Raw genomic sequence first — 17,541 nt, forward strand, 5'->3', positions numbered from 1 at the left:
TTAAGAATTAAGCTTTTCCGGCTGCAATAAGGTTCAGCGCAGAACCAGCTACATACCAACCTATTTGACTATCGTTGTATGTATGATTCGCCAAGATTACATCTTTCGAACCATCAGCATGAACAAATTCTAATGACAATGGTTTGCCCGGAGCAAATTCGGTTAAGTCTAGGAAATTTATAGTATCGTTCTCCTGAATTTTATCATAATCTGCTTCGTTAGCAAATGTCAACGCTAACATTCCTTGTTTCTTCAAATTCGTTTCGTGAATACGTGCAAACGATTTTACCAAAACAGCTTTTACTCCCAAAAATCTTGGTTCCATGGCAGCATGTTCTCTTGAAGACCCTTCCCCATAATTATGATCACCAACAACAATTGTTGGAACTCCAGCTGCTTTGTATGCTCTTTGCACCGCTGGAACTGCATCGTATGCGCCGGTTAATTGGTTTTTAACTTTATTCGCTTCCTGATTGAAAGCATTCACTGCACCAATCAACATATTATTAGAAATATTATCTAAATGCCCACGGAAACGCAACCATGGTCCAGCCATAGAAATATGATCTGTCGTACATTTTCCGAAAGCTTTGATAAGTAATTTAGCTCCCGATATATTCTTTCCGTCCCAAGCATCAAATGGTGCTAGCAATTGTAATCTGTCTGAAGTTGGGGAAACCACAACTTGTATGTTGCTTCCATCTGCTGCCGGAGCTTGAAAACCTGCATCTTCAACATCAAATCCTCTTTTTGGCAACTCATCCCCGTGTGGTGGATTTAGTTTTACTGCTTCACCATTGTCATTCAATAAAGTGTCCGTAATTGGATTAAAACTCAAATCTCCCGAAATTGCTAAAGCAGCAACCATTTCCGGTGACGTTACAAAAGCATGTGTATTTGGATTTCCATCGGCACGTTTAGAGAAGTTTCTATTGAATGAATGCACGATAGTATTTTTTTCCTGTTTATCAGCACCAGCTCTATCCCATTGTCCTATACATGGACCACATGCGTTGGTAAACACTTTGGTTCCCATTTTCTCAAAAGTAGCAATGATGCCATCTCTTTCGATAGTATATCTGATTTGTTCCGAACCTGGATTGATTCCGAATTCTGCTTTTGGAGTGATTCCGTGAGCGACAGCTTGTTCTACAATTGATGCGGCACGTGCCATATCTTCGTATGATGAATTGGTACAAGAACCGATTAATCCCCATTCAATTTTTAATGGCCAACCGTTAGCAGCAGCTTCCTCTTTCATTTTTGAAACCGGAGTTCCTCTGTCTGGCGTAAATGGTCCGTTGATGTGTGGTTCTAATTCTGATAAATTGATTTCGATAACCTGATCAAAATATTGTTCCGGATTTGCATACACTTCAGCATCACCAGTTAAATAATCAGCTACTTTATCTGCAGCATCCACAATATCTTGTCTATCGGTCGCAGCCAAATACCTTCTCATTGAATCATCGTAACCAAAAGTTGAAGTTGTTGCTCCAATTTCGGCACCCATATTACAGATAGTTCCTTTTCCTGTACAAGACATATTGGTTGCGCCTTCACCAAAGTATTCAACTATAGCTCCGGTTCCACCTTTTACGGTAAGGATGTCTGCAACCTTTAAAATTACATCTTTTGGCGCAGTCCAACCATTTAATTTTCCGGTCAATTTTACTCCGATTAGTTTTGGAAATTTTAATTCCCATGACATGCCCGACATTACATCAACAGCATCAGCACCACCAACACCAATAGCTAACATTCCTAATCCACCGGCATTTACTGTATGTGAATCTGTTCCAATCATCATTCCACCCGGAAATGCATAGTTTTCTAAAACGATTTGGTGAATAATTCCTGAACCTGGTTTCCAAAAACCAATTCCATACTTATTTGATACTGAAGAAAGAAAATCGAAAACTTCTTTAGATTGTGAATTGGCAACAGCTAAATCGGTAGTAGCACCAACTTTTGCCTGAATTAAGTGGTCACAGTGAACGGTTGTTGGAACCGCAACTGTCTTTTTTCCGGCGTGCATGAATTGCAATAATGCCATTTGTGCGGTTGCGTCTTGACAAGCAACTCTATCGGGAGCAAAATCAACATAATCCTTTCCGCGGGAAAAAGCTTGTGTTGGATTTCCTTCCCATAAATGTGAGTATAAAATCTTTTCAGAAAGTGTCAATGGACGACCAACTAACTCACGCGCTTTGTCTACACGCTCTGCCATTGTTCCATAAACTTTTTTAATCATTTCAATATCAAAAGCCATAGTGTATTGGGTTTAATTATTTGCAGGGCAAATTTACGAAAACGATGTACGTCTAAAAAGTTTTTAATAAAATATATTGATTTCGAATGCTATTTTGCGAAATGATAATTTTTGCTATAGCTTTTTTACAAATACTTTAATGAAAGTAGCGTAAAATGAATATTCTTAATTCTTATCCCTTAAATTCATCATCGGTTTTTCATAAAAACGGTAAAAAAGATAGCTTACAAAAACTGTCATCGAGAGATAAAATGCTGTTATCAAGTGAAGTTGCACTAAAGAGGTTGTCTCTTTATCAACAAACAACATCAATAACTGCATGATTACACTATAGTGAAGCAGATAAATTGAATAGGAAATTTTACTGATAAATTCTATTGGTCTTTTTACAAGCTGCATTGACGTTTCCATTTGAGAAAATAAAGGAACAAAAAAAGCAATAGAAAATGATGCTAACGGAAGATAGACTACATTCCAGACAAATGGAAATGTCTCCGGAAGAATCCGTAAAATCCCCATTCCGAAATACATAAACATCATAATTATACCGCCAATAAAGGCAAATGAATATTTGAACTTGCTCCAGTTTTTTTCATAATTAATACTAATCCAACTGCATAAAACGCCCATAAAAATAGCATCCAATCGGTAAATCATAACCGATTTCAGCGAGACATTCCACTCATCAAGCGTGGTAGTTTGTGTATTGATTTGGTAGGCAATTTTAAATCCAATAAATAACGTTATCAATGACAATACAATTACAAAAAAGAAACGGTTTTTGTTTTTTGGTTTAAATAAAAATGACAATGCTAGAAGCGAAATCGGCAAAACTATATAAGCCCATTCTTCAACGGATAAGCTCCACGATTCAGGGAAGAAAGTTGACATTTTGGAGAAGCCATTTTGGAGAAAAACAAAATACAATCCCAATTTAGGCATTGAATAGCCTAATGAAGTTGTAATTATTATATTGATAATCAGTATCAGAAAATAATTGGGCAATGTTCGAAACCATCTTCTTTTAAGGAAATACAAAGCGCTTTTTATGGTGTAATCATCCTTGATGTAAATGCCGTATAATATTCTTCCAATCAAAAAACCGCTTAAGACAAAGAAGAACTCAACGCCTAAAAATCCGAATAGCGCGAAAAGCTGCCTAATTATTCCGTCATCCGGATTATAAATCCAAAGTATATGCGAACACAAAACCATGCAAATCGCCATGGCTCGCATTAAATCTAATCCAAAAACTCTGGGGTTGTTATTTGTCATTCAACTTTAAATTTTTAGCTCTGAATTCGTTAATTGGTTTTTCGAAATAGGTGTAAAAAAGATAGCTCAACCCAACTGTAATTGACACATAAAAGAAAGCAAAAATATTCAATTGCCATAAACCTAAATCAGTAGTATCGATAAAATATTTCATCAGAAAAAGTACAATACTGTAATGCACTAAATAAATGGAATAGGCAATATTGCAAATAAAAGTAATGCCACTTCCAATGTTTTTTGATGGTGTTTCCCAACTCAATAAAAATGGAACAAACATGCAAATAGCTATTGAAAGTAATGGCAAACATAAAATATTCCAAAACCAGGATGCATTGGTTAACCTTAATTTAAATACTATTATACACAAGAACAATGTTATGAAAATTAAAATCCCAACTGCAAAAAACAGCTTTCGTTTTGATATTATAAATTCCTTATAATTTTGATAGAAATAGCCCAAAAGCACTCCAATCAAAACTGAATCAATTCTATAAATCACAACCGCGCGAATATCAAAACTCCATTTTGTCAATGACAAATTAGTAGAATGAATGTCATAATATAATTTTGAAAGAAGTGTAAAAGCAATAAGCCCAACAACAACCGTTAAAAATAAAACCTGTTTAGAAGCTTTAGTGAATGACTTTGAAATAGCTAACAATAAAATGACCACGAAAATGTACCCCATTTCTTTGACAGGTAAACTCCATGATTCAGGAAAAAAAGCCGGAACAGGAGAACTAAAATTTTGTATCAATAAAGGATATTTCCAAACTTCGGAAACAGAAAAACCAAACAACAAATAAATAATCGTGATTATGAGAATGACCAAATAATAGCTTGGCAAAACCCGCATTAACCTTCTCGATACAAATAAACCGGCATCTTTTAGGGTGTAATTTTCATGAAGAAACTGTTTGTAAAGAATGCCTCCAATCAAAAATCCACTCAGGACAATGAATAATTCGACACCTAAAAAACCACTTGCATCCTGTAATTTTCCCAGAATTCCGGTCGAATTATAAATCCATGAAGAATGTGAAAACAATAGTAGACTTATAGAAAGTGCTCTTAAAAAATCTAATCCGAAAAATCTTTTTGGACTTATTTGTTTTCTATCGTTCATATAAAAATGTAAATTTGACATCGATGAGAAAATCAAAGATATATAAAATTTTAGGAGTTCTAATTTTGCTGGGCATTATTGGCGGTGGAATTTGGTATTGGCAATTGCCCACGCGTCACAAAGCCATTGCAAAATCATTTTTGTTTGAAAAATTAGGCATCGTAAATCCAAATTGGAAGGTTGAAAACAAATCGGAAACCTATAAAATGATTTCGCCTGAGTTTTATATTGATGGTATTTACAAATCGATGGAAGGGCCGAAAGCTTCGAATTACGTACAACTTTCTCAAGATTCGACTGTCCTTTGGCTAACCGGATTTCAGGTCAAAGCATTAGATTCGAAAACATTAAAGTCTATTTCAAAAGATTTTATTTGCCATACCAATGTCGATTTTAATGATGTGAAATACTATAGTTCTTTTCATTTAAACAAAAGAATTGGGAAGCAATATCCAAGACTTACATCACTTTCGCATGGCATGGAAAATTTTAGTTTTCCTGCCGGTTATGGTGTTCCGATGAAGGGAAACGAATTTTTGTATGTAACGACACAATCTTTAAATCACAATCTTCCGGATGCCAATTTTTGGATCCGTCATGAAGTGGACATAAACTATTCACGGGAGAAAAATTTGAAACCACTGATGAGCCGAACAGCTTTTATCATGCTTCCGTTTAACGAATCCAACCCCTATAAATCGCCTTTAGATCCAGGTACTAATCAATGCATTCCGGTCGAAACCAAGAACCATACGTATGATGATGGAAATGGCCATAAACTTTCAGGTCATTGGGTAATTCCGACTGGAAAAAACACTTATAGAAGTTCCGTAAACAATCAATTGGGAATTCAGGACAGTTTGCGTTTGCATGCAGCTGCGATTCACGTCCATCCGTTTGCAACCAAAATTTCATTGTATGACAAAACGAAAAACAAAGCTATTTTCAGCAGCAAAATTGTGAATCACAAAGGAAAAATTGGTTTGACCAGTATTGACCCTTTTTCATCTGTAGAAGGCATTTGGCTGTACAAAAATCATGAGTACGAAATTGTATTGGATGTTGACAACACAACCCAAATCAGTCAGGACATGATGGGAAGTATGTTTTTGTTTTTCTACGACAAAGAGTTGGATGACTTACTTCAGAAAGGATTAAAGTAATTTAGCAATAATCATTTCTTCGGTAATTCCTTCGGCGTCGGCTTTGTAGTTTTTGATAATTCTGTGACGCAGAATTCCGGTAGCAACCGCTTTTACATCTTCAATATCCGGTGAAAATTTACCATTGAAAGCAGCATTGGCTTTGGCAGCCAAAATTAAATTCTGAGAAGCTCTTGGTCCTGCTCCCCAATCTAAATAATTTTTAATATAATCGTTAGACAACGGATTGTTCGGACGTGTTTTACTTACCAACGTAACTGCATATTCAATTACATTATCTGCCACTGGGATTCTACGAACTAAGTGCTGAAAATCGATTATTTCCTGTGCAGAAAATAAAGGATTAATTACGGGTTTGTTATCCGATGTGGTACTTTTTACTACATCAACTTCTTCAGAAAACGATGGGTAATCCAATTTGATGGCAAACATAAAACGGTCTAATTGCGCTTCCGGCAACGGATAGGTTCCTTCCTGCTCTATTGGGTTTTGGGTTGCTAAAACGAAGTATGGTAAGTCTAATTTATAATTCTGACCTGCAATGGTTACCGAACGTTCCTGCATCGCTTCCAGTAAAGCAGCCTGTGTTTTTGGGGGTGTTCTGTTAATCTCATCGGCCAAAATAATGTTGGCAAATATTGGTCCTTTGATGAATTTAAAATTGCGGCTTTCATCCAAAATTTCACTTCCCAAAATATCCGAAGGCATCAAATCGGGTGTGAACTGAATTCTTTTGAAATCTAACCCTAATGCTTGTGAAATCGTATTCACCATAAGTGTTTTTGCCAAACCCGGAACACCAACTAAAAGTGCGTGTCCGCCCGAAAATATGCTCAATAAAATTTGATCAATCACTTCGTCCTGACCAACTATTATCTTGGCAATTTCTTTTTTAAGTTCGGTTCTTTTCTGAACTAAATTTTGAATGGCGGCAACGTCTGACATCTATATTTTAGGATTTAAGGATTAGGGAATTAGGATTTTCAATAATCAAATTTATACTATTTTTTTAACCAATCATTGGCGAACGTACAATCTCTATACTCACCGTTTATTTTGATGTAGGTTTCTTTTATTTTTTCATCTGTCCATTTCGCAATGGCTTTGATTTGTTTTTCTTTTAGTGCCAAATCTTTAATCTTCACATAATCTCTGGCGTAATCAGCTGTGTGTTGATCAATTCGGTCAGTCACTGTGATGATTTTATATTTTTTTCCTGTTCTTTGATCGTCATCTAAAATTGGTGCTGTAATGGCTTTGTCTTTCAAATTAGAAACTTCGCTGTACAAACTCGGATCCATTTTGGTTAATTCAAAATGTGTGTCTTGGGTTTTAGGATTAATCAAAACACCCCCATTGGCACGTGTTTCTTTTTCATCAGACATTGTTCTTGCTGCTTCTGCAAATGAAATCTCTCCGTTTTCAATTTTTCTTTTTATGGTAAGGATTTTTTCTTTAGCCTCTTTTAAAGCCTGATCAGAAACTTTTGGCATCATCAGAATATGTCTCAATTCGACTTCCTGACCTTTAATTTTTTCGACCATAATAATGTGATAACCAAATTCTGTTTCAAACGGTTCGGATACTTCTCCTTCACCTAGTGAAAAAGCGACATCTTTAAACTCTTTCACGAATTGGGTTTTTCTGTTAATTTTGTAAAAACCTCCACTTGATGCTGAACCTCTGTCATCAGAATAGATAACGGCTCTTGTCTTGAAACTAGCACCAGCCAAGACTTCAGCTTTAATTTCTTTTAGTCTGTTGATTACTCTTTGCTTTTCCTCTTCCGAAATTTTTGGAGTAACAACAATTTGCGCTACTTCCATTTCGGCTCCAAAAACAGGCAAGTCACTTTCAGGAATTGCTTTGAAGAAATTACGTGTTTCTTCCGGAGTAATTTCGACACCTTCAAAGATTTTTCTTTGCATTTCGCCGGCTAATTTATTCATTTTGATGATGTCAAATAATTCAGTTCTGAACTCGTCTTCACTACTTTTTTTGAAATATTGAACCACTTTATCCATTGAACCCAGTTGCTCAACCATATAGTTCACTTGCTCATTTAATTTTTCTTTAATTTCTTCATCTTTGATGATGATACTATCCTGAACTGCTTGGTGGGCATACAATTTATCTTCCAATAATTTACCTAACATTTGACAACGAGTAATATCTTTAATCGAATTTCCTTGGCTTGATAACTCTAAATAAGACTTATCAATATCAGAATCAAGTATAATATAATCACCAACTGTTGCTATAACACCATCAACTTTTTGCTTTTTAAAAGAAGTTGCAACAGGCTTTGTTTTAACTGTATCTTTAATAATTTCCTGTGCATTGGCAAAGCCTACTGTGCAAAGAATTGCAATAATTGCTACGGTAAGTTTGCTATTTGTATATTTCATAATCATTGTTTTTAATGGCATCATTGGTGATATCCTTTTCAAATTTTTTAATCAATTCTAATTTTCTTTTGTTCAACAGCACTTCTTTCAAAGTGGGTTTACTATATTCAAATGGTGAAATTTGATTTTTATCTATTACGTTTGTTACTTTTATCAGGTAAGTGTCATCATTATTTTGAATTTCCATCTTTTTCCCGGGGCGAATTAATTCATCTCTGTTCTCGGGCGTTATAACCGGAAGCTTTGCATAAACCTGATTCATATCGACCCAAACACTATCATTCATTGCAAAACTTTTGAACTGTAAGGCGTAAGTATCCCAAAACTTTTTATCCTTTTTAGAATAATCAAAGAACTTACTTCTTATGGTTGCAAAACGTGGATTTTGTTTCGAAAGATTGATATACCGCAATCGAACTAATGTTCCGTTGGTTTTGAAATTCTCCTTATTTTCTTCGTAATATTTTTTTAATTCTTCCTGACTTATAACTGTATCAACTTCTCTTTTTACTACTTCTTCGATATAAGCTCTGGTGTATAAATCAATTTTATATTGTTTTATTAATGCGTTATATTCTTTCTTTTTGGCATCACTGAGATTTCTCTCGGCTGCTTCAATCAGTAATTTTTGACTTGCCCAGCGATCAATAAAATCACGAACCAAAAGTACACTGTCTTCTTTTGAAGTTCCGGCCGGAACCAATTTCGCAATATCACTTTTGTACAAATAATTCTTCCCTACTCTTGCAATTGACTGCGATTTTTGTTCCGGTTTGAAATAATTACAAGAACAAACCAGTAAAAAAATTAGGAAAAAACTATTTCGAATCATTTTATTGATTAAGCTGTTTCTTTACATTGTCAAAAGCAGCTTGGTTGACATTTATGGTGAATTCCTTTTTTAAATCGGACACCCAACTTTGTTCCAAGTATTGCTGATATTCATTGATAAGCTTGCCTTTGCATTCCTCAAGAGTTTTGACTCCGGCCGGAATCACTTTATCTACTTTGGTCACAAAATAATACTCGCCTTCTTTAAAAACATCTGAAACGCCAATGTTGTATTTCATTGTTTTTGGCAAACCATCACCACCCTCTTCAAAAGTACCGCTATTGATCATCACATTGATTACATTATTAACATTCAATTTGTCTTTAATGTCTTGTGGTTTTTCATTTTTCTTCAAGGAAGCCTGAGCTTTTTTAATCATGTCTTGTTTAGTCGATGAAGCAATTGCCACCTCAACTCTTTTCTTCCACATATGCTCCATTTTATGCTCATCATAAAACTTTTGCAAACCAATAGTATCGGTTTTAGCACGATCCCAAATTTCTTTTTCCATTAAGTCAAAAAGTAATAGTCCGTCGCGGTATTCTTCCATTACATTGGCAAAATCCGGAAATTCGGTTTCTAGATTGTCATCGTAATAAGCAGTTAGTTGTTCATCTAAAAATTTATCATACAAAGTGTCAACTAACTTTGATAACGGCTTTATTTTAAAACCAGCTTTTTGTTGTCTGTCTATAAAATCGAGGAATGCTTTGCCATCGATTTTCTTATCATTGATGGTTAGTAAAGTAGCAGTGTATGTATTCGCGTTTTCAGGAAGTGCCCATTTTGATTCATAAAAATCATTGGTTACCAATTTTGAAATTAATGTATACTGTTTAGCATCTTTTTTATAAGTATACTTTTTTCTTAGTTTTTCGTTTAAAGAAGCAGTAATTTTTTTAGATCTATCGTCTTTACCGATTTTATTTTCTAATTCATTTTTCATTTCATCCATCGATTTTACCGGATGTTTTTCTATCAACTTAACAATATGCCATCCGAAATCAGTGCTAAATGGTTTTGAAATATCATTAGGATTAGCAAGAGAAAAAGCTGTATTTTCAAATTCTTCAGAACTCAATTGTCCGGAAGCAAATTTATTCAACACTCCACCTTTTGAGGCAGAGGATTTATCTTCTGAAAATTGTTTGGCCAAATCTTCAAACTTTTCGCCCTGCTGAATTTTTTGATAAATTTCGTTAATAGTTTTTTCCGGATTTTTTTCAGTTTCTTCCGGTTTTGGCTTTAAAATCATGATGTGAGCCACGGTAATTTCACCGCGATTAGCTCTAATATCATTAATTTTCAGAATATGATATCCAAAACGAGTTCTGATTATTTTAGAAACTTTTCCTTTTTGTGTTTTGTATGCTGCACTTTCAAATGGGTAAACCATTCTGAAAGCTGAAAAATAGCCTAAATCTCCTTTGTTTTCTTTGGCCGATGGATCTTCCGAATATTGCACAGCTAAGTCTCCGAAATCTTCTCCGGCAATAGCTTTTTTACTGATGTCTTCTATTTTTTTGTAGGCTTTCAACGTGTCTTCAGGCGAAGCATTTTCATCTACTAAAATAAGAATATGTGAAGCTCTGATTTCTTTTTGAATTCGGTTATAGGCTTCTTCTACAAGTTCCTGAGTAATTTTTGTATCGTTAAAATAGTTTTTGGCTAACTGTGCTCTGTATGATTTTAACTCATTTTTATACTGTGCTCCATTTTCCAAACCCAGTTTATAAGCCTTATTTACTTTTAACTTATATCCTATAAAAAGTTCTAAATATTGATTTAAATCTTTTTGAGAATCGTCTTTTACTAAATCTAAATTCTTTTTGTAAATCCTTGAAAATTCATCTGTGTAATAAGGTTTATCATCGATTGTAAACAAAACTTCTTTTGTATTATTTTGGGCATTAGCTGCTAATGACAGCAAAAAGAACAACCCTAAAAAAAACTGTTTGATATTCATTTTATAAAAAATTTATATACTAAATAACTATTAAATTATATGTTTAATAACTTCCGAAAAATACTTTAGGAAAGCACCGTAACAATCAACAAAAATAACAATTCAAACACATTATACAACTATCGCGACTAGTATTAACAAAATTTTATTAACACGAAAAACCCATAGAAAGATTTGAAATATAAACCATGTGGAAATAATCAGTAAATAATAGTATTTTTGCAACCAATTTATCAAAAATCATGAGTTTTTTAAAAGAGATAGAACGACGCAGAACTTTCGGAATTATTTCGCATCCCGATGCCGGAAAAACCACGCTGACAGAGAAATTATTGTTGTTTGGAGGCGCTATTCAGGAAGCCGGAGCGGTTAAAAATAATAAAATCAAAAAAGGAGCGACTTCCGATTTTATGGAAATTGAGCGTCAAAGAGGAATTTCGGTATCGACTTCGGTTTTGGCATTTAATTATCAAGGGAAAAAAATCAATATTCTGGATACACCGGGACACAAGGATTTTGCCGAAGACACCTTTAGAACATTGACTGCCGTTGATAGTGTTATTGTGGTGATTGACGTTGCCAAAGGTGTTGAGGAACAAACCGAAAAATTAGTTGCTGTTTGTAGAATGCGACACATTCCGATTATTGTTTTTATCAATAAGTTGGATCGAGAAGGAAAAGATGCTTTTGATTTGATGGATGAAGTAGAGCAGAAATTGGGATTAAATGTAACTCCGTTGAGTTTTCCAATCGGAATGGGTTATGATTTCCAGGGGATTTATAACATTTGGGAACAAAACATTAACTTGTTTAGTGGTGACAGCCGCAAAAATATTGAAGATACCATTGCTTTCTCTGATATTGAAAGTCCGGAATTGGAAAAAATTATTGGCGAAAAACCAGCGGTTAAACTACGTGACGAGCTGGAATTGATTTCAGAAGTGTATCCGGCATTTGACAGAGAGCAATACCTTGCCGGAAATTTACAACCTGTGTTTTTTGGTTCGGCTTTGAATAATTTCGGAGTCAGGGAATTGCTGGATTGTTTTGTTGAAATTGCTCCGGCACCCAGACCAAAAGAATCAGAAACACGTTTAGTAAAACCAGACGAGCAAAAAATGGCTGGTTTTGTGTTTAAAATACATGCCAACATGGATCCAAAACACAGAGACCGATTGGCTTTCGTAAAAATTGTTTCAGGAACTTTTGAACGCAACAAACCTTATATGCACGTTCGGTTAAACAAAAATCTAAAGTTCTCTAGTCCGAATGCTTTTTTTGCTGAGAAAAAAGAAATTGTCGACATCTCTTATCCGGGCGATATTGTTGGGCTGCATGATACCGGGAATTTTAAAATCGGAGACACATTAACCGAAGGTGAAATGATGAGTTTCAAAGGAATTCCAAGTTTTTCACCGGAACATTTCAGATATATCAATAATGCCGATCCATTAAAGGCAAAACAACTGGACAAAGGTATTGATCAGTTGATGGATGAAGGTGTGGCGCAATTATTCACATTAGAAATGAATAACAGAAAAGTAATTGGAACTGTTGGTGCGCTTCAATACGAAGTTATTCAATACCGATTGGAGCATGAATATGGTGCTAAATGCAGCTATGAAATGTTTCCGGTACACAAAGCATGTTGGGTAAAGCCTGATGATGCAAAAAGTGAAGAATTTAAAGAGTTCAAAAGGATTAAGCAAAAATTCTTAGCTCATGATAAATATGGTCAATTAGTATTTTTAGCGGATTCTGAATTTACCATACAAATGACACAAAGCAAATTTCCATCTGTAAAATTATTCTTTACATCTGAATTTGATTAATTAACTTTAATAAACGTGCTATTTTTTTTTAATTTTAAAAATGATTAGTATATTTACCGCTTATATAAAAAGTGTCTATGAAAAAGCTTTTAAAATTATATTTGTTTACGTTTATCTTATTGTCTGATTTTGTTGCTTTTGCTCAACCAGGTGATGATGACGGTGGAGGCGGTGGAGGTCTCGAAGGTGGTGATCCACAACCAGCGCCTATTAACGGAAAAATGATACTATTAGCAATTGCTGGTGTTTTATTTGTAGTTTATACCTTCAGAAAAAACAGAAGAACTGCTTAAATACTCAAAAGGGTAAAAAATAATTCTCTTCCAAATAAAAAATCCATCACTTAGATGGATTTTTTATTTTGCTATATTTTCTAATTCAATTATCTGATAACTTTTTTAGTAACTGTTATTCCTTCTTCTGAGGTAATTTGTACTAATAAAACTTGATTTGTCAATCCGTTACCAATTGTAGTCTGACTGGCATTAATTTCTTTTTTCTCTTCTAGTAATCTACCTCTGATATCAAATACTTTGACAGAACCCATAATAGTATTCCCTGAATTAACTACAAACTCATTATTTTGGTTATAAATAATCACATTGTTAGCCGTAAATACAGGGTTTTCAATTCCTAACTGTGTTGTATATACGATTTCAAAACGGTCAGAGAATGTTCCTGCATTTGATGTAAAAGTATATGCACCTGTATTCAAATCATGAATAGTTGATGTCAAATTATCTTTCAAATAAATAGGTTGTGCACCACCTGTAAACAGACCATCAACATGGTCAAGTGTAATTGTATAGTCACCTGCAGTGGTAATTTTATAACGCAATGGAATTACATCTGCTGTAGTAAAAGGCAATGCTTTTCCTTGGATAGTATACTCTTCATTATTCAAAACAGAGTTCAACAACACCTCTCCGGTATTGATGTTTTTACCATCATAAATATCAACTCCATCAGTAGCATCAGTCATATAACCTGCTGCCATTTGAGAAAAAGCACCTGATGCATTGGTTAGGTTTAACCAAAATCTGTTAGTCTCAACTGAATCTGTTCTATTGACTACACTATTATTTTTAAAAAACTGATTTGCATTATCTGAAGAACGTTGTCCATTATTGAAACTCAATACCGTTTCAGAAGCTTGCGCTTCTACAATGAATCCCTGACCAGTTCTAATGATTCCGCTAGGATCAAAAACCTGGCTTTCACCATTGGAAGTAAATGTTCCTCCAGCCCATGTACAATAAGCATTATTTGCTGAAGTATTATTGGTTTCTCTCCAGAAATATAAAGTACCTGTTATTTTAGTACTATTATCCGAAACAAATTGTGACATGCTTATTGGTGATGGATAAGGATTACCTACCAAATTATATCGGAAACCTGAAGCACCATTAGTCATTGTATACGTTATATCTCCATTGTTTGGGACTCCGGTAAAAGTACCATTCCAAACAGCTGCTGTAGTTGGATGATTCCATGGTACACGAATTAAATATCCTTTGGCAGTTGCAAATTGAACATTATTAGAATCTGTACCGTTAACACCATTTCCATTTAAGCCGGTTAAACTAAATCCGACATCAGCGTTATTGTATAAATTAGTAGTTGTTCTATATACATAAAAACGATTTCCAAAAGTAAACGGTGAAAAAGCATATAGCCCTTGTCCTGAAACCGGTGACGACCATAAGGTGTAATCCAATCGTATCAAAGCAGAACTGTTTCGTTTAACTGTTGTTGCACCCGAACCTGTATTGCTAACATCATTTGTTTGCAATAAATTGGCATTATTCTCAAGAGTTAATGTTCCATCATTGTCAATTACATCAGTAACCGTTAAATCATAAGTTGAATTAACTTTTAAAGTAGTACCTGAATCCAATGTCAAACTATTGATAGTTACGTTTGATGAAATTTCAGGATAGAAGCTTGCTGTACTAATGGTAACATCTGTAACAGATGTTGGAACAATACCACACGACCAGTTACCTGACGTAGTCCACGAAGTAGAACTTGCGCCACCAGTCCAAGTGTTTGCATTAGAAACTGTTACCGCTTGAGTAACTCCTGATGTAGTAGCTGTACATGGTCCTGTTGTGTTTTCTATTCTAACCCAATAGGTAGTTGTACCACTCGGTGACACTATTAAGGTTGAAGCTGTTTCTCCTGATAACGGACTTGTACCAACTACAGCTCCTGTTCCCCATTGGTAATTAGCTCCTGTTCCTAATGTACCCCCAACGGCTGTTAAAGTAGTTGAATTTCCATTACAAATAGTCGTTGTTCCTGATATACTTGTTGGAGCTACTGAAGGAATATTAACTGTCACTAATTGAGTCACTCCTGATGTATTTGCTGTACATGGAGAAGTAGTACTTTCTATTCTTACCCAATACGTAGTTGAACTGCCTGGCGATATGTTTAAAGTCGAAGCTGTTTCTCCTGATAATGGACTTGTTCCAACTACTGCACCAGTTCCCCATTGATAATTAGCTCCAGTCCCTAATGTACCACCTACTGCTGTTAAAGTAGTTGAATTTGGACTACAGATTGTAGTCGTTCCTGAGATGCTTGTTGGCGCTACTGATGGATTATTTACAGTTACTGTCGGAGTACCTGATAATGATGCTGTACAACCATATGAATCTGTAACTGAAGTAAGTGAGTAACCAGTTGTTGAAGTTGGACTTACAGAAATATTACTTCCACTAGTATAATTATTAACTGTTCCTCCCGAATAAACTACGGTATAGGTACTAACCCCTCCAGTTACGGCAACAGTTAAATTAGTACTTGATCCGTTACAAATTGTATTAGCTCCTGAAAGTACCGCTGAAATAGCCCCACAAGAACCGATAGACACATTAATTATTCCTGTAGCAGTAGTAAAAAAAGTATCTGTCTTGTATGTTGCTGATGATGAAGTACTTCCAAAGGAACCGGAAGCTGTTCCAAAACCACCAAGAGTTAATGTTCCATTATCGGTATGAGTAAAGGTCGACAAGTTAGCAATAACCCCGCTAGCAATAGTTAGATTGTTTCCAAAAGTTGTAGCTATATTAAATGTCTTTGTTCCGCTATTCGAAAGGGTTACATTATTAAATGTTGTTGATGTTGAACCGCCAATTGATTGGGCTGTTCCGTTAAAATTAAACGTTTCTGTTCCTTTGGTGAATGTGCCTGAACTATTTACCCAATTACCGGCAACATTTACCGTTTGAGTGCCTGACATTGTTAAACCTCCTGAAACATTAATATTACCATTTACAGTTCTCGTAGCTGCTAATGTCCATGTTTTCGTTTGTGTTCCTGTAATTGTTAGATTATTATAATCTCTGTCGGTAATAATTTGAGTATTATCTGTTGTACGATAATATTCTATTGTCCCATTAGTACTTATACTTGTAGTTGTCCATGCTCCTCCTGATTGAGTTGAAAAAGAAGCATTTGCAACTGGCCCTAATCCATTTGCGTCAATAGTTTTAATTAATCCAGTAGAACCTAACGTCAAAGTTGAAGTCCCAGTAGTTCCGCTTCTGATTTCTCCATTAGCATTAGAAAAATCTAATGTTCCGTTAACTACTAATGAAGCTCCACCATTTATCGTATGGGTAAAAGATCCCGGATCAAATGTTGCTCCATTATTGACGGTAATACTTTGACCTGAAGTCATCGTTCTGGCAACACCCATGGTAATCTTACCTGTATTTGCTATAACAACACCACCAGTAGCACCAAATGATGTAACCCACTCTATACCTGCATTTGTAGTTCCCGATATTGTTCTTGCTGTTGAAGTATTGTATTGAAGCTTTGCACTTGATCCATACGTTGGAGCGGCAGATGCTGTTGCGGTACCTTCAATAGAAAGCACACTATTAACTGTTACCCCTGAAACTGTTTTTGCTCCTGAATTGGAAAGAGTAAGGTTAGAGTATGTTAAACCTAACACCGTTTGGGCCGTTCCACTATAGTCAAAAGTTGAACCTGTATTTAGTGTCCATGTAATTGTATTTCCTGAAACAACAGTTGCAGCACTAAGCTTTAAAGTTCCACTTAAATTAATTGACCATGTCCCATTATTACCGCTACCACCGACAACCTGAGTGGCTGTAACTGTAGTACCTGATGCAATAGAGAAAGTCGCATTGTTATTACCATTACTTTTATTTATTGTTATAGTACTCGTTATACTTAATGTAAAAGCTCCTGTAATTGTAGCGGTTGCTCCAACACCAGATGTTGCCAATGTGTTACAAGAATGATTGGTATCTAATGTAACAGTGACTCCAACAGGTATTGTCACATTATCATTAGAATCAGGGACGCCATCAGCATCTGTACCACTATTTAAAGTCCATGTCCCAGAAGTCCCCCAACTTCCCGTCGATGCAGTAAAATTGGCTTGACCAATTACATCATTTAGTCCAAAAATAAGCATGAAAAATAATAGTGTCCAAAAACCTTTTGTTTTTCTTACGGAATTAAGTAAAAGTGTTTTCATATAGCAATTTATTTTTTTATAATTAGTTTGATTAATGTTATTCTACTATAAAACCATTTTTGATATTTAAACATTTGTAATAAATTCAAAAGTAGTTGAATTTAGTAAAACAAAAAAATAACCAATCGATTAAATGCATTTTTTGTCG

At 35.0% G+C, this 17,541-nt stretch carries 11 protein-coding genes; 3 read left to right on the forward strand and 8 right to left on the reverse strand.

Annotated elements, in window-relative coordinates:
• Nucleotides 1-7 precede the first annotated feature (7 nt).
• From L1S35_RS00775 to L1S35_RS00785, 3 genes are all read right to left on the reverse strand, one after another.
• On the reverse strand, nt 8-2,272 hold the full coding sequence (locus L1S35_RS00775) for an aconitate hydratase (protein WP_236395809.1): 2,265 nt from the start codon (nt 2,270-2,272) through the stop codon (nt 8-10).
• A 165-nt stretch (nt 2,273-2,437) separates the two neighbouring features.
• A complete protein-coding gene (locus L1S35_RS00780; protein WP_236395810.1) occupies nt 2,438-3,547 on the reverse strand; it encodes an acyltransferase family protein in 1,110 nt (369 codons plus the stop codon).
• Entirely contained in the window at nt 3,537-4,673 is a 1,137-nt protein-coding gene (locus L1S35_RS00785) for an acyltransferase family protein (protein WP_236395811.1), read from the reverse strand. Before L1S35_RS00785 ends, L1S35_RS00780 begins: the two co-directional genes overlap by 11 nt.
• 23 nt (nt 4,674-4,696) lie before the next feature.
• Between L1S35_RS00785 and L1S35_RS00790 the strand changes: the two genes are divergently transcribed.
• Complete coding sequence (locus L1S35_RS00790; RefSeq protein ID WP_236395812.1) at nt 4,697-5,836, forward strand: hypothetical protein; 1,140 nt, start codon at nt 4,697-4,699, stop codon at nt 5,834-5,836.
• On the opposite strand, the gene L1S35_RS00795 is transcribed toward L1S35_RS00790, so the two are convergent.
• The 4 genes from L1S35_RS00795 to L1S35_RS00810 are packed head-to-tail and all read right to left on the reverse strand — an operon-like array spanning nt 5,828 to nt 11,042.
• The gene (locus L1S35_RS00795; RefSeq protein WP_236395813.1) at nt 5,828-6,781 is read right to left on the reverse strand and encodes an AAA family ATPase; all 954 of its coding nucleotides are present in this window, start codon (nt 6,779-6,781) and stop codon (nt 5,828-5,830) included. The two genes, L1S35_RS00790 and L1S35_RS00795, sit on opposite strands and share 9 nt — an antisense overlap.
• 56 nt (nt 6,782-6,837) lie before the next feature.
• Complete coding sequence (locus L1S35_RS00800; RefSeq protein ID WP_370641039.1) at nt 6,838-8,265, reverse strand: peptidylprolyl isomerase; 1,428 nt, start codon at nt 8,263-8,265, stop codon at nt 6,838-6,840.
• Nucleotides 8,228-9,076 (reverse strand): hypothetical protein, encoded by an 849-nt coding sequence (locus L1S35_RS00805; RefSeq protein ID WP_236395815.1) that lies wholly within the window; start codon nt 9,074-9,076, stop codon nt 8,228-8,230. The genes L1S35_RS00800 and L1S35_RS00805 overlap by 38 nt, the downstream gene beginning before the upstream one ends.
• 1 nt (nt 9,077) lies before the next feature.
• The gene (locus L1S35_RS00810; RefSeq protein ID WP_236395816.1) at nt 9,078-11,042 is read right to left on the reverse strand and encodes a peptidylprolyl isomerase; all 1,965 of its coding nucleotides are present in this window, start codon (nt 11,040-11,042) and stop codon (nt 9,078-9,080) included.
• 242 nt (nt 11,043-11,284) lie between these two features.
• Here L1S35_RS00810 and L1S35_RS00815 point away from each other — a divergent pair, with 242 nt between their 5' ends.
• Both L1S35_RS00815 and L1S35_RS00820 read left to right on the forward strand, forming a co-directional pair.
• Nucleotides 11,285-12,874, forward strand: coding sequence for a peptide chain release factor 3 (locus L1S35_RS00815; RefSeq protein ID WP_236395817.1), 1,590 nt, complete (start codon nt 11,285-11,287; stop codon nt 12,872-12,874).
• Between the two features lie 77 nt (nt 12,875-12,951).
• Entirely contained in the window at nt 12,952-13,167 is a 216-nt protein-coding gene (locus tag L1S35_RS00820) for an Fjoh_0651 family PID-CTERM protein (protein ID WP_236395818.1), read from the forward strand.
• An 89-nt stretch (nt 13,168-13,256) separates the two neighbouring features.
• On the opposite strand, the gene L1S35_RS00825 is transcribed toward L1S35_RS00820, so the two are convergent.
• The gene (locus L1S35_RS00825) at nt 13,257-17,393 is read right to left on the reverse strand and encodes a beta strand repeat-containing protein (protein WP_236395819.1); all 4,137 of its coding nucleotides are present in this window, start codon (nt 17,391-17,393) and stop codon (nt 13,257-13,259) included.
• Nucleotides 17,394-17,541: the final 148 nt, after the last annotated feature.

It is taken from the genome of Flavobacterium anseongense, assembly GCF_021608185.1.
Classification (GTDB): domain Bacteria; phylum Bacteroidota; class Bacteroidia; order Flavobacteriales; family Flavobacteriaceae; genus Flavobacterium; species Flavobacterium anseongense.

Excerpts from the sequence above, each read along its gene's own strand:
- L1S35_RS00785 (WP_236395811.1), bottom strand. The coding sequence starts at position 4,673 with ATGAACGATAGAAAACAAATAAGTCCAAAAAGATTTTTCGGATTAGAT.
- L1S35_RS00805 (WP_236395815.1), bottom strand. The coding sequence starts at position 9,076 with ATGATTCGAAATAGTTTTTTCCTAATTTTTTTACTGGTTTGTTCTTGT.
- L1S35_RS00810 (WP_236395816.1), bottom strand. The coding sequence starts at position 11,042 with ATGAATATCAAACAGTTTTTTTTAGGGTTGTTCTTTTTGCTGTCATTA.
- L1S35_RS00800 (WP_370641039.1), bottom strand. The coding sequence starts at position 8,265 with ATGCCATTAAAAACAATGATTATGAAATATACAAATAGCAAACTTACC.
- L1S35_RS00780 (WP_236395810.1), bottom strand. The coding sequence starts at position 3,547 with ATGACAAATAACAACCCCAGAGTTTTTGGATTAGATTTAATGCGAGCC.
- L1S35_RS00820 (WP_236395818.1), top strand. The coding sequence starts at position 12,952 with ATGAAAAAGCTTTTAAAATTATATTTGTTTACGTTTATCTTATTGTCT.
- L1S35_RS00815 (WP_236395817.1), top strand. The coding sequence starts at position 11,285 with ATGAGTTTTTTAAAAGAGATAGAACGACGCAGAACTTTCGGAATTATT.
- L1S35_RS00775 (WP_236395809.1), bottom strand. The coding sequence starts at position 2,272 with ATGGCTTTTGATATTGAAATGATTAAAAAAGTTTATGGAACAATGGCA.
- L1S35_RS00795 (WP_236395813.1), bottom strand. The coding sequence starts at position 6,781 with ATGTCAGACGTTGCCGCCATTCAAAATTTAGTTCAGAAAAGAACCGAA.
- L1S35_RS00790 (WP_236395812.1), top strand. The coding sequence starts at position 4,697 with ATGAGAAAATCAAAGATATATAAAATTTTAGGAGTTCTAATTTTGCTG.
- L1S35_RS00825 (WP_236395819.1), bottom strand. The coding sequence starts at position 17,393 with ATGAAAACACTTTTACTTAATTCCGTAAGAAAAACAAAAGGTTTTTGG.